The sequence below is a fragment of the Desulfoconvexum algidum genome, assembly GCF_055382125.1.
Map to the genome: position 1 here is coordinate 4,020,315 of NZ_AP042394.1, position 20,170 is coordinate 4,040,484.

Annotated in this window: 22 protein-coding genes; 15 read left to right on the top strand and 7 right to left on the bottom strand. The window is 45.9% G+C overall.

The window, feature by feature from the left end:
- Positions 1 to 67: 67 nt before the first annotated feature.
- Positions 68 to 1,240 (top strand): iron-containing alcohol dehydrogenase, encoded by a 1,173-nt coding sequence (locus ACZ45G_RS18290; RefSeq protein WP_464171929.1) that lies wholly within the window; start codon positions 68 to 70, stop codon positions 1,238 to 1,240.
- 32 nt (positions 1,241 to 1,272) lie between these two features.
- Here the strand turns inward: ACZ45G_RS18290 and ACZ45G_RS18295 are convergent, their stop codons facing one another.
- Positions 1,273 to 1,440, bottom strand: coding sequence for a hypothetical protein (locus tag ACZ45G_RS18295; protein ID WP_464171930.1), 168 nt, complete (start codon positions 1,438 to 1,440; stop codon positions 1,273 to 1,275).
- 229 nt (positions 1,441 to 1,669) lie between these two features.
- Here ACZ45G_RS18295 and ACZ45G_RS18300 point away from each other — a divergent pair, with 229 nt between their 5' ends.
- Entirely contained in the window at positions 1,670 to 2,446 is a 777-nt protein-coding gene (locus tag ACZ45G_RS18300) for a DeoR/GlpR family DNA-binding transcription regulator (protein WP_464171931.1), read from the top strand.
- Positions 2,447 to 2,456: 10 nt separating this feature from the next.
- On the opposite strand, the gene ACZ45G_RS18305 is transcribed toward ACZ45G_RS18300, so the two are convergent.
- Together ACZ45G_RS18305 and ACZ45G_RS18310 are read right to left on the bottom strand one after the other, a co-directional pair.
- The gene (locus ACZ45G_RS18305) at positions 2,457 to 3,764 is read right to left on the bottom strand and encodes an MFS transporter (protein WP_464171932.1); all 1,308 of its coding nucleotides are present in this window, start codon (positions 3,762 to 3,764) and stop codon (positions 2,457 to 2,459) included.
- Positions 3,765 to 3,878: 114 nt separating this feature from the next.
- Entirely contained in the window at positions 3,879 to 4,040 is a 162-nt protein-coding gene (locus tag ACZ45G_RS18310) for a hypothetical protein (protein ID WP_464171933.1), read from the bottom strand.
- 369 nt (positions 4,041 to 4,409) lie between these two features.
- Here ACZ45G_RS18310 and ACZ45G_RS18315 point away from each other — a divergent pair, with 369 nt between their 5' ends.
- Complete coding sequence (locus ACZ45G_RS18315; protein WP_464171934.1) at positions 4,410 to 5,828, top strand: sigma-54 interaction domain-containing protein; 1,419 nt, start codon at positions 4,410 to 4,412, stop codon at positions 5,826 to 5,828.
- A gap of 15 nt (positions 5,829 to 5,843) precedes the next feature.
- On the opposite strand, the gene ACZ45G_RS18320 is transcribed toward ACZ45G_RS18315, so the two are convergent.
- Positions 5,844 to 6,083, bottom strand: coding sequence for a VF530 family protein (locus ACZ45G_RS18320; RefSeq protein WP_464171935.1), 240 nt, complete (start codon positions 6,081 to 6,083; stop codon positions 5,844 to 5,846).
- A 4-nt stretch (positions 6,084 to 6,087) separates the two neighbouring features.
- A complete protein-coding gene (locus tag ACZ45G_RS18325; RefSeq protein WP_464171936.1) occupies positions 6,088 to 6,585 on the bottom strand; it encodes a GatB/YqeY domain-containing protein in 498 nt (165 codons plus the stop codon).
- 381 nt (positions 6,586 to 6,966) lie between these two features.
- On the opposite strand from ACZ45G_RS18325, the gene ACZ45G_RS18330 reads away from it, so the two are divergent.
- The 8 genes from ACZ45G_RS18330 (at position 6,967) to ACZ45G_RS18365 (ending at position 15,160) form a co-directional block, all read left to right on the top strand.
- The gene (locus ACZ45G_RS18330) at positions 6,967 to 7,704 is read left to right on the top strand and encodes a basic amino acid ABC transporter substrate-binding protein (protein WP_464171937.1); all 738 of its coding nucleotides are present in this window, start codon (positions 6,967 to 6,969) and stop codon (positions 7,702 to 7,704) included.
- Positions 7,705 to 7,811: 107 nt separating this feature from the next.
- Positions 7,812 to 8,609, top strand: a complete 798-nt coding sequence (locus tag ACZ45G_RS18335) for an amino acid ABC transporter permease (RefSeq protein WP_464171938.1) — start codon at positions 7,812 to 7,814, stop codon at positions 8,607 to 8,609.
- Positions 8,596 to 9,336 (top strand): amino acid ABC transporter ATP-binding protein, encoded by a 741-nt coding sequence (locus ACZ45G_RS18340; RefSeq protein WP_464171939.1) that lies wholly within the window; start codon positions 8,596 to 8,598, stop codon positions 9,334 to 9,336. The genes ACZ45G_RS18335 and ACZ45G_RS18340 overlap by 14 nt, the downstream gene beginning before the upstream one ends.
- A gap of 58 nt (positions 9,337 to 9,394) precedes the next feature.
- The gene (locus tag ACZ45G_RS18345; RefSeq protein WP_464171940.1) at positions 9,395 to 9,946 is read left to right on the top strand and encodes an NUDIX hydrolase; all 552 of its coding nucleotides are present in this window, start codon (positions 9,395 to 9,397) and stop codon (positions 9,944 to 9,946) included.
- Between the two features lie 51 nt (positions 9,947 to 9,997).
- Positions 9,998 to 12,115 (top strand): DEAD/DEAH box helicase, encoded by a 2,118-nt coding sequence (locus tag ACZ45G_RS18350; RefSeq protein WP_464171941.1) that lies wholly within the window; start codon positions 9,998 to 10,000, stop codon positions 12,113 to 12,115.
- A 97-nt stretch (positions 12,116 to 12,212) separates the two neighbouring features.
- Positions 12,213 to 12,599 carry a RidA family protein gene (locus ACZ45G_RS18355; protein ID WP_464171942.1) on the top strand — a complete coding sequence of 129 codons (387 nt, stop codon included), beginning with the start codon at positions 12,213 to 12,215 and terminating at the stop codon, positions 12,597 to 12,599.
- Positions 12,600 to 12,602: 3 nt separating this feature from the next.
- Positions 12,603 to 14,285: an energy-dependent translational throttle protein EttA gene (gene ettA, locus ACZ45G_RS18360; protein ID WP_464171943.1), complete on the top strand. Its 1,683-nt coding sequence runs from the start codon at positions 12,603 to 12,605 to the stop codon at positions 14,283 to 14,285.
- Positions 14,286 to 14,302: 17 nt separating this feature from the next.
- Positions 14,303 to 15,160 (top strand): DMT family transporter, encoded by an 858-nt coding sequence (locus ACZ45G_RS18365; protein WP_464171944.1) that lies wholly within the window; start codon positions 14,303 to 14,305, stop codon positions 15,158 to 15,160.
- A gap of 62 nt (positions 15,161 to 15,222) precedes the next feature.
- Here the strand turns inward: ACZ45G_RS18365 and ACZ45G_RS18370 are convergent, their stop codons facing one another.
- Entirely contained in the window at positions 15,223 to 16,338 is a 1,116-nt protein-coding gene (locus ACZ45G_RS18370) for a substrate-binding domain-containing protein (protein WP_464171945.1), read from the bottom strand.
- Between the two features lie 206 nt (positions 16,339 to 16,544).
- Here ACZ45G_RS18370 and modA point away from each other — a divergent pair, with 206 nt between their 5' ends.
- From modA to ACZ45G_RS18390, 4 genes are all read left to right on the top strand, one after another.
- The gene (gene modA / locus ACZ45G_RS18375) at positions 16,545 to 17,339 is read left to right on the top strand and encodes a molybdate ABC transporter substrate-binding protein (protein ID WP_464171946.1); all 795 of its coding nucleotides are present in this window, start codon (positions 16,545 to 16,547) and stop codon (positions 17,337 to 17,339) included.
- A complete protein-coding gene (gene modB / locus ACZ45G_RS18380; RefSeq protein WP_464171947.1) occupies positions 17,339 to 18,040 on the top strand; it encodes a molybdate ABC transporter permease subunit in 702 nt (233 codons plus the stop codon). The genes modA and modB overlap by 1 nt, the downstream gene beginning before the upstream one ends.
- A gap of 6 nt (positions 18,041 to 18,046) precedes the next feature.
- Positions 18,047 to 18,760, top strand: coding sequence for a molybdenum ABC transporter ATP-binding protein (gene modC / locus ACZ45G_RS18385; protein WP_464171948.1), 714 nt, complete (start codon positions 18,047 to 18,049; stop codon positions 18,758 to 18,760).
- A 131-nt stretch (positions 18,761 to 18,891) separates the two neighbouring features.
- Positions 18,892 to 19,374: a GNAT family N-acetyltransferase gene (locus ACZ45G_RS18390; protein ID WP_464171949.1), complete on the top strand. Its 483-nt coding sequence runs from the start codon at positions 18,892 to 18,894 to the stop codon at positions 19,372 to 19,374.
- 3 nt (positions 19,375 to 19,377) lie between these two features.
- Here the strand turns inward: ACZ45G_RS18390 and ACZ45G_RS18395 are convergent, their stop codons facing one another.
- Positions 19,378 to 20,064 (bottom strand): GntR family transcriptional regulator, encoded by a 687-nt coding sequence (locus ACZ45G_RS18395; RefSeq protein WP_464171950.1) that lies wholly within the window; start codon positions 20,062 to 20,064, stop codon positions 19,378 to 19,380.
- Between the last annotated feature and the right edge of the window lie 106 nt (positions 20,065 to 20,170).

Below are 20,170 nucleotides of genomic sequence, written 5' to 3' on the forward strand. Positions count from 1 at the left end.
AAAGACCCTGGGCTTATATTAAAATGATTTAAAACGGCCTAGGTTTAAATTAAAAGGAGGTTTTCCCATGGCGTTTCATTTTATTGCAAATCCCCATCTTCATTTTGGACCCGGCACCATCAACCGCCTCCCTGAATTGGTATCCCCCCATGGGAATACCCTGCTGCTGATTACCGGTGCCCAATCACTCCAGAAAAGTAATCACTGGCCAAGACTTTTAGAGGCATTGGAAAAAAAATCCATCCGGGTTTACCAGGCAGTCGTAGAAACCGAGCCCTCGCCTTCCATGATTGATGAGATTGTCCTAAAATATAGGGATCAAAACATAGATGTCATTGCTGCCATTGGGGGCGGAAGTGTTATGGATGCCGGCAAGGCGGTTTCAGCCATGATGACAAAAAAAGAATCCATCATGGAATACCTGGAAGGTGTTGGGAACAGACCCCATGATGGGGAAAAAACCCCCTTTATTGCAGTGCCCACAACTGCCGGCACCGGCAGTGAGGCCACAAAAAATGCCGTAATCAGTCAATTGGGGGCGGATGGATTTAAAAAATCCCTTCGCCATGACAATTTTGTTCCGGATATTGCCGTTGTTGATCCGGAGCTGACCCTGGACTGCCCCCCCGAAATAACAGCTGCCTGCGGAATGGACGCCTTAACCCAGCTTTTAGAATCCCTTGTTTCAACCCAAAGCTCCCCCATGACAGATTCCCTTGCCTTTGGTGCCCTGGAAATACTGGGGGAGGCCTTAATCACCGCAACCACACGACACCCCCATGACATAGTTGCCCGCACGAACATAAGCTACGCATCCTATATTTCCGGTTTGACCCTGGCAAATGCGGGCCTGGGAGTGGTACACGGGTTTGCTTCGGTTATTGGCGGAACATTTAACATCCCCCATGGGGTCATCTGCGGGACCCTTCTTGCTGAAGTCACCCGCCACACCATCGAATCCTTAATTTCAATGGACCCCAATGGTCCTGCCCTGGACAAATATGCCGGGGCTTTCCGACGATTGCACCCCTCAAAAGGTTTAGAAAGCCCCGTGGAAAGTTCCCGGCATCTGATTAAACTTCTGACCCAATGGACAGATCAACTGAACATGCCGGGCTTAGGTGCATATGGCGTAGCATTTAAGGATATCGACTCTATCGTCGGCGCCACAGGACAAAAAAATAATCCGATTCAACTTTCAGAAAAAAAATTATCCCAAATATTGCAGTCAAGGCTTTAATATCAGCCCCTAAAAAACAACACCCTTTAATTTTAATCAGTGGTTGGGCGTTCCTTTTTTAATTCAGTTTTGCAATGGGGACAATACATCTGGGCTATATTTTTTTCATCCATCACATCATCCAGATTTAGTTTTAACACATAGGTTTTTTTCTGAACTGTTTTGCACTGGCTGTTCTGGCAATAATATTTAATATCCATGACGACTTCGCTTCTCCTCTGTTGTGGGTTGTTGTCTATAAATAATAATACCTTTAACCGGATTGTAAAATTAATTTCGAAAAAGAAAATAAGTTCTCCTAAAAATGTCCTATTGTGAATAAAACGAAAAAGACATCTGATTTTTTATATTTAAAATCTAACTATTAACTGGTAGGGTAACCTTGACACAAACGGTTTATTGGAGACAGTACAGAGTGGATATAAACTTATGACGAAAAAAAGAAAAGCCATCAACAGCCGCCATGGACAAATCATTGCGTTAATTAAAACCAGCGGATTTGTTACGGTGGAAGAAATGGCAAACACATTCAAGGTAACCCCGCAAACCATCAGAAGAGACATCAACTTCCTTGACAGCCAGGGATCTATTTCCAGATACCATGGGGGTGCCGGCCTTTCCGTCAGCACAGAAAACGTGGCATACCGGCATCGAAAAGAACTTCTTCTCAATGAAAAAAAGAAAATTGCCAGAACGGCTGCATCAATGATAGAGGACAACACCTCCCTTTTTATCAATATCGGTACCACCACAGAGCATGTTGCAAAGGAATTGGTAAATCACAATAAAAAACTGAGAATCATCACCAACAACCTGAATGTCGCCGCCATAATGAGCAAACAAGAAGATTTTGAGGTGATTGTCACCGGGGGCATTGTTCGCAGCAAGGATTGCGGTATTACTGGAGAAGCCACCGTAAATTTTATCCGTCAGTTCAAGGTTGATGTCGGCATCATCGGAATCAGCGGGATTGACCTTGACGGCACCCTGCTTGATTTTGATTTCAGGGAAGTCCATGTGGCAAGAACCATTATTGAAAATTCGAGAAAAGTGTACCTTGTTGCGGATCACTCAAAGTTTGGCAGAAATGCCATGGTAAAACTGGGCAGCATCACAGAGATTGACACACTGATAACAGACAAGGCACCCCCGAAACAACTCATGGAAATCATGACCAATAATGACATCAACCTGGTGATAAGCTAACACACTTATTTCAAATATGTCCCTGCCCCGGGTGATGATGGGCTGGACCTGGTTGATGAGAAAGGTTTTCTACAACAGTCTCTGGATCTTCCCGGCGCAAATCAATTTGCAGGGCGACAGGCGAGATGTGATTCATCACCATGAAATCCCCCTGATCTTCCACCGGTATGATCTGGGCAATTTCTTTTTGCCTTAAAAAGAAACAGATGCCTGCCGAAACGACAGAAATGATTAAAAAATAAACAAAAAACCCCTGGGGGCTGTCCAAGGATTCAATGACGGCAGCTGAGGCCATGGGGCCGATCACAGAACCGATACCCTGGAACAGCAACAGCGCGGAACTAACCGTTACCACATCCTTGGGCTCAAACATATCATGGGTCCTTGCCACAGCCACCGGATAAATGCTGAACATAAGGCCGCCAAAAAGACTGGCAATGGCCATAAAAAAACCAAAAGAATTTTGAGCGGCCAGGATCATTACAAAACTGACAATGGCAAAAAGCACTCCCAGCAAGGGAATCACGATTGACCTGTCAAAACGATCTGAAATGCTGCCCACCGGCCATTGGAATACAAGTCCTCCCAATACGGTAATGGTCATAAAAGAGGATAATTGGGCGACACTTAGATTCATTTTCTGGCAAAAGACCGGCCCCATGGTGTAAAAAGCGCTGGAGATTAAGCCAGCGGTAAAACATCCGATCAGCCCCAGGGGCGCCCGTTTAATAATGTGTTTCAATCCCATTGGCGCCACATCCGGCAAACTGACATGCCGAACCCGTGTCAATGCAACCGGTATCATACAAGAAAGCAATAACAGCCCAACAACAAAAAACAAGGTTTGTCCGGTCACATTTCCAAAGTTAAGCAATTGCTGTCCCCCACTGCTGCCCAGATAATAAATCACCATGTACAGGGAAAACACCCGCCCCCGTGTCTGGGGGGATGCGCCTTCGTTAAGCCAGCTTTCGATGACCATGAACAGTCCGATGGTTGAAAGGCCGGTGAAAAATCTTAACAAAGCCCATGCCAGGGCTGAATCCGTTGCCGCATGGAGCATGACCATGGCCGTGGCAAGGACGGCAAAGGCGCTAAAGGAACGAATGTGCCCGATGCGTTGTATCAGGTGACGGCAATAAAAAGCCCCCACAACAGACCCCATAAAATAAGCCGTTAAAATCAAACCGGTTACCTGGGTTGAAAAGCCTTGAAGGGTTAATTTTACACTCAAAAAGGTTGCCAGCAACCCCAATCCCATTGCCAGGATCAACACAGCTGCATAGAGGGCCATGAACGATTTTAATATGGATGTCATCACAGAATTTCCAAGAGTTTTGTTATTTTAAAAGAGATTAAATTTTAACAACCCGGGGCAAGGGCTTGATGAAATTTTGGCCTTTTTTTTTATGTTCCATTGTGCCGAGCAAAGCTACCATTTTTCTTTGTCAGTGTTTTTCCACTGGGATCTTTTGCCCAGTTTCTTTCGACGCTGCTGCATTTCAATCACATCATCGTTACTGAAATTTTCATCATCTGAATCTTTGAATTTCGGGTTCTTATGCCTTGTTCGCTGATTTTTCTCTGTGTTCATCTTTTTCCCCATAAAAATTGAATTTTAAAATAAAAAATGGGTCCTATCACCTTTCATGGTCTCCCATAGCATAGGCCGTGCCATTGAAAAAATTTTTAAAAATAAAATAAAATAACACATTAAATTAGATAGTTAACAAAAGTGATGCCTTTTAAAATTGCTCATTTTTAAGTATTCAATTACCGATAACTATAAAACAGGTAATTTTTATCCGATATACTTCTGTTTTCCCGTGTAAAACAGAAGTATAAAAATTCAAAGGCATAATATTTTTCCTCTTTTCCATGGACTTTACGATGTTTTCAGGTATAATCAGCCGGCGACGGGAATTAAAATGGTAATTATTTACTGATAACAGGAATCACCATTATGCTCATACGGGTTGTCTGTGCCATCAAAGGAAAAAAGCTTCACACGGATCTTGAACAAAGGTTATCCAATTTTGATGTTCAATTAAAAATGTTAAAAAAGGACAAAGCCCAATGGCAGGAGTTAGTCCGAAGCTGCGCAGATGTATTTGTCGTAAGCAAATCCCTGGTCCCCCGGCCCATTGAATCCAGTGTAACCCTGCTCAATAACCTGCCCGAAAAACCGACCATCATTATCTTGGATGACCGGGAGTCCTCGGAAAAACACGCAAACCTTCTGGCATCGGGTGCCGATGTGGTGTTGTATACCGGTATTTCCCAGGACAGCCTGATGGAGGCCATAGAAAGCACCCTGGATTCCAGGCGGCAGTTTTATTATGTTGACCGGCTGGACCAGCGGGGCAGAATCAAGCCCAGGTTGAATGATTTTGTTTCAAACGCTGAAGAAATGCAGCGATTCCTTGAAGAGGTTCAACAGGTGGTTGCCAGTGATTCCAGCCTGTTGCTGCTGGGTGAAACCGGTGTGGGCAAGGAACATCTCTCAAAGGCCATCCATGCGGAAGGCCACAGGTCCCAGGGCCCTTTTATTCCCATCAATATGGCGGCCATACCCGAACAGCTCATGGAGAGTGAACTCTTCGGCCATGAACAAGGGGCCTTTACCGGTGCAGTGCGCTCCCGTCGGGGGGCCTTTGAACTGGCCCACAGCGGCACTATTTTTCTGGATGAAATCGGTGAGATGTCCCTTCAGATGCAGTCCAAACTGCTTCGGGTTCTTCAGGACCTTGAATTTACGCCGGTGGGAGGTGAAACCCCTGTCTGGGTGGATGTGAGGGTCATCGCCGCCACCAACAAGGATTTGGAAGAAGAGGTCCAACGAGGCAATTTCCGCCAGGATTTATATTATCGGCTGGGGGTTATCACCCTGACCATTCCCCCTTTGAGAAAACGCAAACAGGATATCCCTGCCCTGGCCAATCAGTTCTTAAATATGCACAATATGAAAATCGGCCGGGAAATCAGCCGTTTTTCACCGGTGACCATGGAAGCCCTTTGTCAATACCCCTGGCCCGGCAATATCCGGGAACTGATGAACGTCATTGAACGGGCTGTCCTTTTATGCCGGTCCGACACCATCTCCATTGATAATCTTCCCGGCACCTTCCAGGGAAGGGGGTCCGCCTCCAAGGGTTTGCCCCTGTTAAATGACCTTGGGATAAATTCCTGGAAGGGCAAACCCCTTGCACAGGTCAAAAAACAGGTACTCCACCTTGTGGAAAAACGCTACCTTGAGATGGTCCTTGAACAAACCCGGGGGCGGGTCGGCGAGGCGGCAGACATTGCCGGAATCCACCCAAGGGGGCTCTACGGAAAAATGAAAAGACTGGGACTCGACAAGACCGATTTTAAATCCCGGTAAAAAAGCAGGCCCCCATCATTTTGAGATTTTCCAAATACTCGTTTCCATGGCAAGGTATAAATTCTCCACTTTCTTCCTTGCCCAGGACGTCTTTCTCAGAAACTTAAGACTGGATTTCACCGAAGGGTCACTGATAAAACATCGGATTTTGATGCGGTTCCCCAACTCATCCCACCCATAGTGCTCAACCAGAGAGTTCACCATCTGTTCCAGACTCACACCGTGGAGGGGATTATTGGCTTGTTGCTCTCCCATGAAATCAGGAAGGCCCCATGTTTTTTAGCACCTCTTTTACCTGGTTGCCGTCGGCAAGCTTGCCAAAGTGCTTCATGACAACGCCCATGGCCTGGACAGGGCTTTTAAATTTGGAAAGCACCACATTATCCCGGACCCATTGCTCAATCTCCTGGGAGGTTGCCATCCGGGGCAGATATAAATTTAATAATTCCAGATAGTCCGAGGTGGTTTCCTTTTTAATCTCCAGCACGGTTTTTTCCGATTTAACAAATTTGCGAATGATATTAAGAAGGTCCTCATCGGTTATTTCCTCGGGTGTCTTGACCCGGGTGGTCTTTTTTCCGCTCTCCAGGGTAATTGAAATCGTGAGGCTGGGAAAAGACCCCATGATGAGCCTCATGGTATCCCGAACAACAGTTTCCTTTTTTATCATGGCACTCTTCATATCCTGGCGGATCTTATCATAGAGGGGAATCTCCATTGATGCATCCCACCCATATTCCTTGCTGATCTCTGACATTTGCTGTCTTTCTCCTTTTATGACCATTAAAATTCATTGATTATTAATTGAATCACCATACCACATTGACCGGATCAGCGCCACCATGATCCCTGGCCATTTACGGGCGGGTCATTTCCCGCCCCCCTGACCGGGGCAGATGAAATTTCTTTTTATTTTAATGAAAAATATGATATTACACACCTCGTTGTATAATAGGAATGGCCGGAACACATGGTATTTGCCCCTGGCCACAACGAAAAATGAAACTCTATAATTGCAATACCTGTTGCAATACCTGTTGCAATACCTTGGCCGGAGTTTCGTATAAAGGCAAAAGGTTTAGACGGCACCAAAACATAGATTAAAGAATATTTTTAAATTATAGGAGATTGTTGTATTATGTTGAAAAAAAGTTTGTTGATTACGCTGACCCTGATCATGCTCGCACCCTGTGCATTTTCCCAAACAATTATCACCGTCGCCTCTGACGCCACATGGCCCCCAATGGAATATGTTGATAGAGACAAGTCCATCTCAGGGTTTACACCTGAACTATTGGCTGCCATGGAAAAAACAGGTGACATTAAATTTAATCTCAAGAACACGGCTTGGGATGGCATATTTGCAGGTCTTGCTTCCGGCAAATTTGATATGATTGCATCCTCTGTTTCCATTACAGACCCCCGTAAAAAAGTCATGGATTTCAGTGATCCTTATTTTGAAGTTAAACAAGGGGTTATCACAAACAAAACAGCAGGCATCAAATCTAAAGCTGATTTAAAGGGCAAAAAAGCCGGTGCTCAAATCGGTACCACAGGCTTTTTGGTGACACGAAAGATTGAGGGTGTAACCATGAAATCCTACGACGAAATCGGCCTTGCTGTGGAGGATTTATATAACGGACGTATTGATGCCGTTGTATGTGATGATGCCGTTGCAGCTGATTATGCGCTTACAAACAAACAATATTCAAAGGACTTGACCCTGGCCTTCCTTCTCAAGTCTGACAAGCCCGAATATCTGGGTTTTGCTTTCAAAAAAGGCAATTCTCCGGACAAACTAAAACTGGTTAATGAAGCCCTTAAAAAAGTAAAAGCATCGGGTGAATACGATAGAATTTTTAGCAAATGGTTCTAATCTATTGAGGTTTTTAAAATTCCCGGCCAAGGTAAGCCCTGCCGGGAATTTTAATTTTATTGAACAAGAAAATTTGATCCTGATTTTATGGTATTGGAGCAGACAAGATGGCAGACAAGAAACACCCCATTAATATGGCAGTCGGAGACGGTGCCGCCATTCCTGTAAAAAAAGACAAGGGCCTTGTAAATGCATGGTCTATATCCTTTGTCGGCGCTGTCGGCTGTATTATTTATCTGTGCCTGAGCGACCCGGACATGTATTGGGAAGTTTTAAAATTCCTGCCGGATGGCATCCTGGTCACCTTCCAGGTCACCATCGCCTCCATTTTTTTGTCCTTATTCATAGGCCTGTTCACAGGACTGGGACGTATTTCCGACAACAAAATAATAAACACCATTGCATCCACCTATGTTGAGGTTGTTCGCGGCATCCCTTTGCTGGTGCAACTTTTTTATATCTATTACGCTTTGGGAAGATTTAAGTACCTGCAAATTTCAGAACTGCCATCTGCCATCATTGCCATGGGAGTTTGTTATGGTGCTTACATGGGAGAAGTTTTCAGAGCAGGCATTATGTCCATTGACAAAGGTCAGGGCGAAGCAGCCCGTTCTCTTGGGTTTAACAAAACACAAACCATGTTTATGGTTATCTTGCCCCAGTCATGGAAAACCATTCTCCCGCCTGTGGGCAATGAATTTATTGCCCTTTTAAAAGACAGTTCCCTGGTTTCCATACTGGCCGTTGCCGATATATTAAGGCGCGGACGAGAATTTGCCAGTGTGACCTTCAGTTATTTTGAAGCCTATACCATGGTTGCGCTGGTCTATCTTGTGATCACGCTTATGTTATCCAAAGCCGTAAGTAAAATGGAAGAGAGATTAAATTATTATGACCAAATCTAATGCCATTATTCAAGTAAAAAATGTTTATAAATATTTTGGCAGATTATGTGCCTTAAATAAAATCAACCTTGAAATAAACCCAGGCGAACGAGTGGTTGTAATAGGGCCTTCCGGATCCGGAAAATCAACCATGCTGAGGTCTATTAACCGCCTGGAAGAAATCGACGAGGGACAAATTATCATTGATGGTCAAGATATACATGACAAGCACAACGACATCAATGTCATTCGCCAGGAATTGGGAATGGTCTTTCAAAGCTTTAACCTCTTTCCTCATAAAACAGTGCTGGGAAATCTTATTATGGCCCCCATGAAACTCAAGAAACTCTCAAAAAATGAAGCCCATGAGATTGCCATGGACCTGCTGAATAAAGTGGGTATCAGTGAAAAAGCACATGTATATCCCAAAATGTTATCCGGCGGGCAGCAGCAGCGGGTGGCCATTGCCAGGGCCCTGGCAATGAATCCTAAAATCATGCTCTTTGATGAACCCACCTCTGCCCTTGATCCGGAAATGATCGGTGAAGTATTGGAGGTTATGGTAAATCTTGCCAAAGAGGGGATGACCATGGTCTGTGTCACCCATGAAATGGGGTTTGCAAAGGAAGTTGCCGATAAAGTGATTTTTATGGATAAAGGCAAGATCATTGAAACCGGCACGCCCGAACACTTTTTCACCGCGCCTGAACACGATAGAACCAAATTATTTTTATCCCAGATATTATGATATTGATGAATCTGATTCGGACAGGTGCCTTCTTGCTAAAAAATTTAGGAGCCAACAATTGAACACATCCAATCAGAAAATTTTTATCCACTGCCCCCGTTGCGGTGAGGCAACCCTGGAACCTGCCACAAAAAAATCACTCACCTGTACTGCCTGCCAGTTTGTCTTTTATTTAAACTGCGCAGCTGCCACCGTGGCGCTTATTTTAAATGAAAAGAATCAACTGCTGGTCACCCGAAGAAGAAAGGACCCCTTCAAGGGAACCCTTGATCTTCCCGGCGGATTTGCCGAACCAGGAGAAACCATTGAACAAAGCCTGATACGGGAAATTAAAGAAGAACTGGACCTTGAAATTACCCACCTTGAATACCTGTGTTCAGCGCCCAATACCTACCCCTATAAATCCGTGGTCTACCCTGTGACAGACATGGCATTTGTTTGTAAGGTAAAAACCTTTGCCACCATTAAAGCCCGGGATGACATAGATGATTTTTATTTTGTGGACCTGGCAGAACTGGATACACAATTGTTTGGATTGTCTTCCCCCAAAAAAATCATTCAACACTATCTTAAGGTTCTTAGCCAAAATCAGCCGCCTGTTTTCCCATGAAAGAGGCCCAAGGGATATTGCTAATTTCCCCAATATGATTTATCATAGGGCATGAAAAAACGATTTTACCGGTCCAAGACCCACAGAAAACCACAACCCAAATTACCGCCGATGATACCGGGTGCCGATGAAGGCCTCCAACGCATTTTTGAAGACATTGGCGTCCCCGATCTTAAACCCTTTCTACCGGACCCCTTCCAGCTGGAAGCCATTGAAGCCATCAAAACCTCAGACTGCCTGGTCACCGCCCCCACAGGCGCCGGCAAGACCTGGATTGCTGAAAAGGTGGCCCAAAAGGTCATGGAAACCAATGGGAAAACCTGGTATGCCACTCCCTTAAAAGCCTTGACCAACTCCATCCATGCCCAATTTTCCAAATTATTTGGTAAGGAAAATGTGGGCATTCTAACAGGAGACATCAAAGAAAATGCAGATGCCGCAATTGTCATCGGCACCACGGAAATTTTAAGAAACCAGCTCTATGATTCCATGTACACAGGCAAAAATTTAGACTGTGATTTAATTATCCTGGATGAAGCCCATTTCCTAGGAGATGTGGAACGCGGAGTGGTCTGGGAAGAGATCATGATCTACCTGCCCGTCAGGATTCCTTTGCTGCTCTTGTCCGCCACCATTGGCAACCCGGATCAGATTGCCGGATGGCTGTCTTCCATTCGGGGAAAGGACTGTAAGGTGGTGGAAAACCACAACCGGCCTGTACCGCTACACCCTATTTTCTTTCACCCTTCCGGCACCCTTTACCCGTTGATGAAGACCCCGGAAAGCCCCAAGGCCAGGCCGGAACTTCACCACAAGGTCACCCAGTTTGTCAATGACAAGCAGCGACCCCTCATGGCCGCTGGCGGCAAACTGCCCAATTTTGCACAAATTTTAAAGGTCATGGACCATTATGACCTGCTCCCGGCCATTTTCTTCCTTAAATCACGAGCTGAATGCGACCAGGCGGTCCGGCTGTGCAATGGGGAGCTCCTCGACAAAACCCCGGAAAAAAAGCAGGCCCTGATCGACAAAATAGACGAACTGACAAAGAACAATACCCATCTGCAGAGCCACCCCCAGAGGAAATATCTGGAACAGACCGGTACGGCAGGACATCACAGCGGCCATTTACCGGCCTGGAAAGTGGTGGTGGAAACCCTTATGGCCGGCGGGCTGTTAAATGCCATGTTTGCCACCTCCACAGTGGCGGCCGGGGTGAATTTTCCGGCAAGGTCCGTGGTGGTCTTAAACTCAGACCGGTTCAACGGGGTGGACTTCATGTCTCTTACCCCCAGTGAATTCCAGCAAATGACAGGTAGAGCCGGAAGACGCGGCATGGACAATGTGGGGTTCGGCCTGATGCTGCCGGGCAGATTCATGAATTTAAAATATGTGGCACGGCTTGTGGATGCCCCGCCTCTGGATGTGGACAGCCAAATCAAAATAGATTTTTCAATGGTGCTCAACCTGCTGCTCTCCCATTCGCCCAGTGAGATACAAACCCTTTTGGACAAATCCTTTGCTTCCTATCTCATTGCCGGGAACAAAAAAGGCAGCAAGATTGCCCGGAAAAAATTCGGAAACGACATGGAACACCTGTGGCTGAATTTCCAGGACCACATGGCCTTGTTGACCCTCGAAGAATATGTGACCCCTGAAGGGGCGCTTACCCAGGACGGGTTATGGGCCTCTAAACTAAGGATTGATTCCCCCCTTCTCGTGGCCCAGAGCATTCGCAAGAACCTGTTACCCATTACAGATCCTGCGCTTCTGGCAGCCATCATCGGCACCTTTGTCAATGAGAAGGAGTTCCCCGATGATCCCCTTCACCAGTCCGCCCTCCCCAAACTGCTCAAGGGGGTTTTTCTGGACCTGCGATACGGATTGAAACCCTTTGCCATTCAATTGCTCAAAAAAGGATTTCCCGCCCCCAACCTCTATATTCAACCGGCCGCCCTCCTCTATTCCTGGGCCCATGGCGAGGATTGGGATGATTTAATGGTGGGCTCTGTTTTTGCCGAGGGGGATTTTGCCCGGTTGATCCTGAGAACAGCGGAAAACCTGCGACAAATCACAAAACTTTCCGACACCTTCCCCGAGATTGCCAAGACCGCCAAGGAAGCCATTGAATTGATATTAAAGGAACCCGTTGTAACCCTTTATAATTAGTCACCTTGTATAATTAGTGACCCTTTATAATTAGTGACCCTGTACAATTAAATTCAAACATTATAAAAAAATATACAAAGCGTTGAAGGAGACTCCCATGGAAATTATCACAGCCGCAAAGGCACCGGCCGCCATCGGCCCCTATAGCCACGCCATTGTACACAATGGCATCGTTTTTTGTTCGGGCCAGATCCCCCTTGATCCTGCCACCATGGAAATGGTGGGCGATACCATTGAAACCCAGACGCAGCAGGTCATGAAAAATGTCAAACTTGTTTTGGAAGCTGCCGGCACAAGCCTTGACAAAATCATCAAGGCCACCATTTTTCTTTCTTCCATGGCGGATTTTGCCGGCATGAACCAGGTCTATGAGGCCGCCCTTAATGGTCACAAGCCTGCCAGATCCGCCTTTGAAGTGGCCAGGCTGCCCAAGGATGCCCTGGTTGAAATTGAATGTATTGCAGCCCTGGATCAAGGAGAATAAAACATGTCTGAAGATACGAAAAAAGTCATCTATACCATGATGAATGTGGCCAAATTCCATGGCAAACGCCAGGTATTAAAAGATATTTCCCTGTCCTATTTTTACGGAGCAAAAATAGGGGTTTTAGGGCTTAACGGGTCGGGTAAAAGTACGCTTTTAAAAATCATGGCCGGCATTGACAATGAATTTGTCGGGGAAACCATTTTATCCAAGGGACTTACCGTGGGCTACCTGGAGCAAGAACCCCTGGTGGACAATGATAAAACCGTCAAAGAGGTGGTGGAAGAAGGGGTCCAGGAAACCGTGGACCTCTTGAAAGAATATGAACAAATTTCCGAAGCCTTTGCCAATGAAATGTCCCCCGAAGAGATGGACAAGCTCATTGAACGTCAGGGCAAAATCCAGGACAAACTGGATCATCTGGATGCATGGGATCTGGATGCCCAGCTGCAGATGGCCATGGATGCCCTGCGCTGCCCGCCAAGCGATACCCGGGTAAACATCATCTCCGGCGGTGAAAAAAGACGGGTGGCCCTGTGCCGCCTGCTCCTTTCCAAACCCGACATCCTGCTTTTAGATGAGCCCACCAACCATTTGGATGCAGAATCGGTCGGATGGCTGGAACAGCATTTAAGCCGATTTGAAGGCACGGTCATTGCCGTGACCCATGACCGGTATTTTTTGGACAATGTGGCCGGCTGGATACTCGAACTGGACCGGGGGGAAGGAATTCCCTGGAAGGGAAATTATTCTTCCTGGCTGGAACAAAAACAGCGCCGATTGGCCGGTGAACAAAAAACCGAAAGCAAGCGCCAGCAAACCCTTCAACGGGAGCTGGAGTGGATCAAAATGTCCCCCAAGGGCCGCCGATCCAAATCCAAGGCAAGGATCAAGGCCTATGACGAGCTGCTCCAACAAGATGTCAACGACCAGGAAAAGACCATGGAAATCTTTATTCCACCGGGACCAAGACTCGGGGCCAAGGTCATCGTGGCAGAAAACATTTCCAAAGCATTTGAGAACAAACTGCTGGTCGCTGACATGAATTTTATCATCCCGCCGGGTGCCATTGTTGGTGTGGTGGGTCCCAACGGGGCGGGTAAAACCACCCTGTTCCAGATGATCACGGGAAAAGACACCCCGGATTCCGGACGAATAGAACTGGGCCAAACCGTTAAAATTGCCTATGTGGACCAGGACCGGGACAGCCTGGATCCGGATAAAACCATTTATGAGGTGATTTCCAAGGGCAATGATAAACTTTTGGTGGGCGGCAGGGAAATAAATGCCAGGGCCTATGTGGGAAAATTTAATTTTTCCGGATCGGACCAACAAAAAAGGGTCAAAGAGATTTCCGGTGGGGAAAGAAACCGGGTACATCTTGCCACCATGCTCCAGGAAGAAGCTAACCTGATCCTGTTGGATGAGCCCACCAACGACCTGGATGTCAACACCATGCGGGCCCTGGAAGAGGCCCTGGAAAACTTTGCCGGATGCGCCGTGGTCATCAGCCATGATCGCTGGTTTTTAGACAGGATTGCCACCCATATACTGGCCTTTGAAGGCGACAGCCAGACCCTGTTTTTTGAAGGATCCTATTCAGATTATGAAAAGGACCGGAAAGCCCGGCTGGGAATCAAGGCGGACCAGCCCACACGGATTAAATACCGGCAGCTGACCCGCTAATCGAGCTGACCTAGCTGATGCTTAAAATCCATCTGGCCGTATTTTTATTCGGGTTTGCAGGACTCTTTGGAAAATTTTTGTCCTGCAGCCCGTTTATCATTGTATTGGGCCGGACGTTTTTTGCCGCCCTGGCTTTATTTGTATATGCAAAGATGTTCTCCCGTACACCGCTTTTCAACTTTAACAGAACCGCTTTCCTCTTTTTGATCCTCCAGGGGATTTTACTGGCCTGCCACTGGGTAACCTTTTTTCTGGCCATCCAGATATCCTCGGTAGCGGTGGGGCTTGTCACCTTCTCCAGTTTCCCCCTCTTTGTGACCTTTATGGAACCTTTTTTCTTTAAAGAGCCCTTAAAAAAGAGAGATATTACCACCGCCATCACGGTTTTTGCCGGTATCTTGCTGGTCATCCCAGATGTAGATTTTTCCAACAATGTCACCCTGGGCGGATTTTACGGCATTCTCTCAGGCCTGAGCTTTGCCGTTCTGGCCCTGGTCAACCGAAAAAATGTAATGATCTCGGACCCAATTGCCGTGGCCTTTTATCAGAACCTCTTTGCCGCCCTTTTTCTGATCCTGCCAATCCTGATTTCCCCTATTCTGGTACTAGGCCCCCGGGCCCCGGACCTGTCTGATCTTCCCCTCCTGATTCTGCTGGGAGTGGTTTTCACGGCCATGGCCCATACCTTTTTTATCCAGTCCCTGACAAAGATACGGGCCCAGACCGCCAGTGTCATCGCAGGCCTTGAACCTGTTTATGGAATTGTTTTTGCTTTTTTTCTCTTGAATGAAGTCCCAAGGGTTCGAACCCTTGCCGGGGGGGTTGTCATCATCAGCGCCACCATTGCAGCAGGCGTTTTTAGCCGCAAATCTTAACACCGGGCCTTAACACCGGGCCTTAACACCGGGCCTTAAAATCGGACCGTTAAAATAGGATCTTAAAAGCGTGCCATGATTTTTCCGGAACATGCAGTATCATACCCCGGAAGACCATTTATATCCTTTCTAAATGCCTTCATCTGAAGGGTATCCAATGCCATCCTGACACCCGTGTGATTTAAAAGGTCCTTAGGGATTACAAGATCGCATCGTACCTGGGCAAAGGAAATAAAATCCAGGTTAAAGGCTGTGGCAACAGCAGGCAGCCCCAGTGCCGCATCACAAATATTGTGTATGATTTTCTGGGCACCCTGGGAATGGGTTCCAACCGTTTCATAGTACCCATTCACTGCGGAAAAAGGAATATTGAGTCGAACAAGGCAGTCATCCAGCAATTCTCTTAGTGCCGCCCCTTTTTCCCTGTTTACAAACCGGACTTTTTTCTGGGCAAGATCACTTGGATTTCGGATATCAAGGGGATTGCCCCGGGCAACCATCACCCCTTCTTCAAAGGTGGAAAATGCCACCAGAAGGCCTTTAAAATTTTTCAATGAACTGCGGACAAATTCCGTGTTGCCGTCAATGGATCCGCTTGTGTGCATGTGGATTCCGGCAATATGGGCCTGGCTGGCAGCCAATTGACGCAAGGATTTTTCACTTGACGCAAATCTACAGTGAACTGCCGCATCAATCCGGCTTTTCTGGACATGGTGCCCCAGGATTGAAAATGCCGGATCACACCCCAGCAACAACGCTGTATTTTCCAGTTCCTCATTGGATTTGAGCAGGGTTACCCGTTTATTGCCGGGCTCAAGAAGCCCATCGGCTGCCCTCATTTCTTCCATGATGGAATAGGTGCTGGAAAGGGAATATGCGTAAAGGGTGTTGCGTACCTTGGCAACACTCACCCTGGAATCGATTTCACCGGGGTCCACCAGAACAATGGGGTGATTCTCCTGGGATTTTTCACAAAAGATATCCTCGACACGGCAGTTTAAACTTCTTGCAAGACGAAGTGCAATGGCTGTGTTGGGCAGATAGCGGCCCGTTTCCAAATCATAAATGGCTTGTCGTTTAATCCCCACAAAGTCTGCAAGCTGGGTCTGGGTGATTTTTTTACCGGTTCGAATCTCCTTTAGTCGACAAATGATATCCGGATCATTGGCTGGTTTCATTCTTTTTATCCTATGTTTGGGTTCCCCTGACGTATATTTGTCCGGCTGTTGACAAACAAATATAACACAAAGGACGGATGAAAAGAATATAAATGAAATGTATTTTAAAAAATACATCTTGACGTGACAAAACATGGTGACTATAAAAGAAACGCTACCTGACAGTGAATACTTTAAACCATTTTAGACATAAGGATGATTTCATCATGACATTTTCAACCCTTGGCCGAAAAACGATTCCATTTATTTGCCTATTGCTGATGATCTTGGCCCTTGGATGGTTTAATTTAGCAAACGCGGACCCAAACAAACGAGTGCTTGTTTTTGCAGCAGCATCCACCACCAATGCCGTTGATGAAATCGGCCAATTGTTCACCCAAAAAAAACTGGGCAAATTTATCCCTTCATTTGCATCTTCTTCAACCCTTGCAAAACAGATTGCTTCCGGGGCTCCGGCAAATGTTTATATCTCTGCCAATCCCAAATGGATGAGCTATCTTGATGACAAAAATCTTGTTGAGCAAGGCACCCGTTGCGATATTCTTGGAAACACCATCGTTTTAATCACACCGTCAGCAAGTGATTTAACGCTTGATATCCACCCGGGGTTTTCCCTTTTAAACGTCCTGGGCAATGAAAAAATATCAATGGGGGACCCTGACCATGTGCCCGCCGGCATTTATGGAAAACAGGCATTGATAACCCTGGGAGCATGGGATGAAATCGCCTCAAAGGTTGTGAGGGCCAAGGATGTTCGCACAGCCCTTGTCTTTGTTGAGCGGGGAGAAGTTCCCCTGGGGCTTGTCTATGCCACGGATGCGGCCATCACAGACAAGGTAAGGGTGGCAGGCGTGTTCCCTGAAGATTCCCATCCACCCATCACCTATCAGGCGGCCATTGTAAAGGGGAATGGTACCCAAACCGCCCTTGCCTTCCTGGAATTTTTAAAATCACCCGACGCCGGACAGATTTTTGAAAAATTTGGTTTCTCCGTCAACTAATGGATTTTTTTACACTGACCTCCTTTGAAATAGAGGCCTTGGCCCTGAGCCTCAAGGTCTCTTTATGGGCCGTTTTTGTCTCCCTTGTTCCTGGCATCCTTGCGGCCTGGCTGCTTGCCAGGAAAAATTTTTTTGGCAAAGCCCTGGTTGACAGTTTAATACATCTGCCCCTTGTCCTTCCCCCGGTGGTAACAGGATATTTTCTCCTGATTCTTATGGGACGCAAGGGGCTTATCGGCAGCCTGTTATTTAAGTATACCGGCATGAGCTTTGCCTTTGACTGGAAGGGGGCGGCCTTGGCCTCAGCCGTCATGGCGTTTCCCCTTTTTGTCCGGGCGGTAAGGCTCTCTTTGGAGGCTGTTGATTCAGGACTTGAAAATGCTGCCAGAACACTGGGTGCCGGTAAGATCCATATTTTTTTCACCATAACCCTTCCCCTGATCGCGCCGGGGATTCTCACCGGCATGATTCTGGCCTTTGCAAGAAGTTTGAGTGAATTCGGGGCCACCATCACCTTTGTATCCAACATTCCCGGAGAAACAAGGACTCTTCCCTTGGCCCTTTATACCATGACCCAGGTGCCCGATGGAGAGACCGGAGCCATGAGGCTGTGTATTATCTCGGTGGTGACGGCATTTTTTGCCCTCATGGGCGCTGATTTTTTGTCAAACAAAGTATCAAAGAGGGTCAGGGGAGACTGATTTTTTGTGATTGATATCCATATTGAAAAACAATATAAAGATTTTAAGGTAAAGGTGAGCTATGCCTGTGAAGATATCGGAATCACAGCCCTGCTGGGTCGTTCAGGTTCCGGCAAGACATCGGTTATCAATATGATCGCCGGATTAACCCAACCGGATCGTGGGCATATCACCATTGGGGACAGATCTGTCTATCATTCTGGTAAAAATATTAACCTGCCCCCTGAACGAAGGCGGTTTGGTTATGTTTTCCAGGAGGGAAGACTCTTCCCCCATTTATCAGTGATGTCAAACCTGACCTATGGAATGAAATTGATCCCCCCGGGCGAACGATACATTGGGTTGGACCAGGTGATTGATCTTTTGGACCTTTCAACGCTTCTGGATCGCAGACCTGCAAAATTATCCGGGGGGGAGAAACAACGGGTGGCCATTGGAAGAGCCCTTCTGACAAGCCCTTCTCTTCTGCTCATGGATGAACCCCTGGCATCCCTTGATCAGGCAAGGAAACATGAAGTGCTGCCGTTTATCAAGACCCTTTCCACCCAATTATCCATACCGGTTTTGTATGTAAGCCACAGCATAGAAGAAATCATCCTTATTGCCCAAAGAATTCTGGTGTTGATCCAGGGGCAGCTCAAAGCCGCAGGAACGACACAGGAAATTGTGAACCGTGGCGATTTCCAGGCAATAACCGGTACAATGGCCTTGAAAAATTAAACCCGGCTGCCAAAGGGACCCTTTTGAGTTGAGGGATTACAGATGTCCTATACTCAAATTCAGTCATAATTTAACTTTCCCAGCCTATTTTTGATATAATCAAAACATTTAGCAAGGACATTTTTTTTGAGATGAACCACATCGAAACCGTTAAAATAATTCCATTTGCAGAAAAATATATCAAAGAATTCAAACAATTAAATATGGAATGGCTTGAGAACTACAAATTACTTGAGCCTGCTGACTTAAAATATCTCGACAATCCATTTCAATTGATTATAAATCCAGGCGGTAGGATATTGATGGCAATTGTTGATGACGAAATCGTTGGCACCTGCGCAATCATTGTTAAGAGTAAAAATATTTTTGAACTTGCAAAATTAGCTGTTTCCGAAAATGCTCAAGGCAAAGGGATCGGAAGAAGTCTTGCAATTGAATCAATTAAACAAGCAAAAGACATGGGAGCGGAGATAATTAACCTCGTTTCTAACTCAAGATTGTCCACTGCCATTCGTCTATATGAATCACTTGGGTTCGAACACGCCCCATTACCAGATGACATAGACTATGAAACAGCAGATGTATATATGGAATTTAAAATCACCTCAAACTAAAATTTATGCGGTTATAGGTGAGTGTTTTAATAAATGCCCTGCCTTTAATCCATTAATTGCATTTACCATCTCAAGTGACAGCCATTTTCTTAATAGAATCTCTGTTTGATCTACAGCTCTTTCACTGATGGCGGTTGCTCCTTTTACTAACAATAAGGCACCTTCCGATAAATTATTTTCGTGGGCCGTGAATGAAAGGTAAAGAATTCTTTGAATACTGGGTAATAATTCTAATATTATCTGCTCGAGTAATGTATCTTTGCATACTGAAAGACAAAAAATACCAAATGCTATAACGTTGTTATAATAGTCCTCGTTAGCGCTTACTTTTGCAGCGGAGAATGCACGTTCAACTATGGACGTGATTTGTTTGATATCGTTGTCATCTGCCTTTTTAATGGTTTTTTTCCCGACAAGAACAAGTAGTTCCGTCATAATTTCAAAAAGCGATTCAACATTGGACTCCACAAGTTCTGTAACGTAAACGCCTTTTCTTGGGATATGTTCAACAAGCTGGCTTCTTTCAAGCAACCGCAGAGCTTCCCGAATCGGGCTGTGACTGATTTTGAGTTCCTTCGCTATTTTCGACTCAACGATTCGGTCCCCGGGTTTGTACTCCATTTTGATAATTTTATTGGTAATATATTCTGTTACTTTGTCTGAAAGATTTGCATTGATAATTAAAGCCATTACCCGTGTCCATTTTATATTTTTAAAAAATTATTTTTTAAGTTGACATTTATCAGAATTCTGCTTAAACGTCAATAAACGATTATCGATAATCGTTTATTCAGGA

Bases quoted from the DNA above. Each gene is read 5' to 3' on its own strand.
- ettA (WP_464171943.1), top strand. From the start codon at position 12,603: ATGTCTGAAGATACGAAAAAAGTCATCTATACCATGATGAATGTGGCC.
- ACZ45G_RS18325 (WP_464171936.1), bottom strand. From the start codon at position 6,585: ATGTCAGAGATCAGCAAGGAATATGGGTGGGATGCATCAATGGAGATT.
- modB (WP_464171947.1), top strand. From the start codon at position 17,339: ATGGATTTTTTTACACTGACCTCCTTTGAAATAGAGGCCTTGGCCCTG.
- ACZ45G_RS18370 (WP_464171945.1), bottom strand. From the start codon at position 16,338: ATGAAACCAGCCAATGATCCGGATATCATTTGTCGACTAAAGGAGATT.
- ACZ45G_RS18300 (WP_464171931.1), top strand. From the start codon at position 1,670: ATGACGAAAAAAAGAAAAGCCATCAACAGCCGCCATGGACAAATCATT.
- ACZ45G_RS18315 (WP_464171934.1), top strand. From the start codon at position 4,410: ATGCTCATACGGGTTGTCTGTGCCATCAAAGGAAAAAAGCTTCACACG.
- ACZ45G_RS18395 (WP_464171950.1), bottom strand. From the start codon at position 20,064: ATGGCTTTAATTATCAATGCAAATCTTTCAGACAAAGTAACAGAATAT.
- ACZ45G_RS18295 (WP_464171930.1), bottom strand. From the start codon at position 1,440: ATGGATATTAAATATTATTGCCAGAACAGCCAGTGCAAAACAGTTCAG.
- ACZ45G_RS18310 (WP_464171933.1), bottom strand. From the start codon at position 4,040: ATGAACACAGAGAAAAATCAGCGAACAAGGCATAAGAACCCGAAATTC.
- ACZ45G_RS18320 (WP_464171935.1), bottom strand. From the start codon at position 6,083: ATGGGAGAGCAACAAGCCAATAATCCCCTCCACGGTGTGAGTCTGGAA.
- ACZ45G_RS18390 (WP_464171949.1), top strand. From the start codon at position 18,892: ATGAACCACATCGAAACCGTTAAAATAATTCCATTTGCAGAAAAATAT.
- ACZ45G_RS18355 (WP_464171942.1), top strand. From the start codon at position 12,213: ATGGAAATTATCACAGCCGCAAAGGCACCGGCCGCCATCGGCCCCTAT.
- modA (WP_464171946.1), top strand. From the start codon at position 16,545: ATGACATTTTCAACCCTTGGCCGAAAAACGATTCCATTTATTTGCCTA.
- ACZ45G_RS18335 (WP_464171938.1), top strand. From the start codon at position 7,812: ATGGCAGACAAGAAACACCCCATTAATATGGCAGTCGGAGACGGTGCC.
- ACZ45G_RS18365 (WP_464171944.1), top strand. From the start codon at position 14,303: ATGCTTAAAATCCATCTGGCCGTATTTTTATTCGGGTTTGCAGGACTC.
- ACZ45G_RS18290 (WP_464171929.1), top strand. From the start codon at position 68: ATGGCGTTTCATTTTATTGCAAATCCCCATCTTCATTTTGGACCCGGC.
- ACZ45G_RS18330 (WP_464171937.1), top strand. From the start codon at position 6,967: ATGTTGAAAAAAAGTTTGTTGATTACGCTGACCCTGATCATGCTCGCA.
- ACZ45G_RS18305 (WP_464171932.1), bottom strand. From the start codon at position 3,764: ATGACATCCATATTAAAATCGTTCATGGCCCTCTATGCAGCTGTGTTG.
- ACZ45G_RS18340 (WP_464171939.1), top strand. From the start codon at position 8,596: ATGACCAAATCTAATGCCATTATTCAAGTAAAAAATGTTTATAAATAT.
- ACZ45G_RS18350 (WP_464171941.1), top strand. From the start codon at position 9,998: ATGAAAAAACGATTTTACCGGTCCAAGACCCACAGAAAACCACAACCC.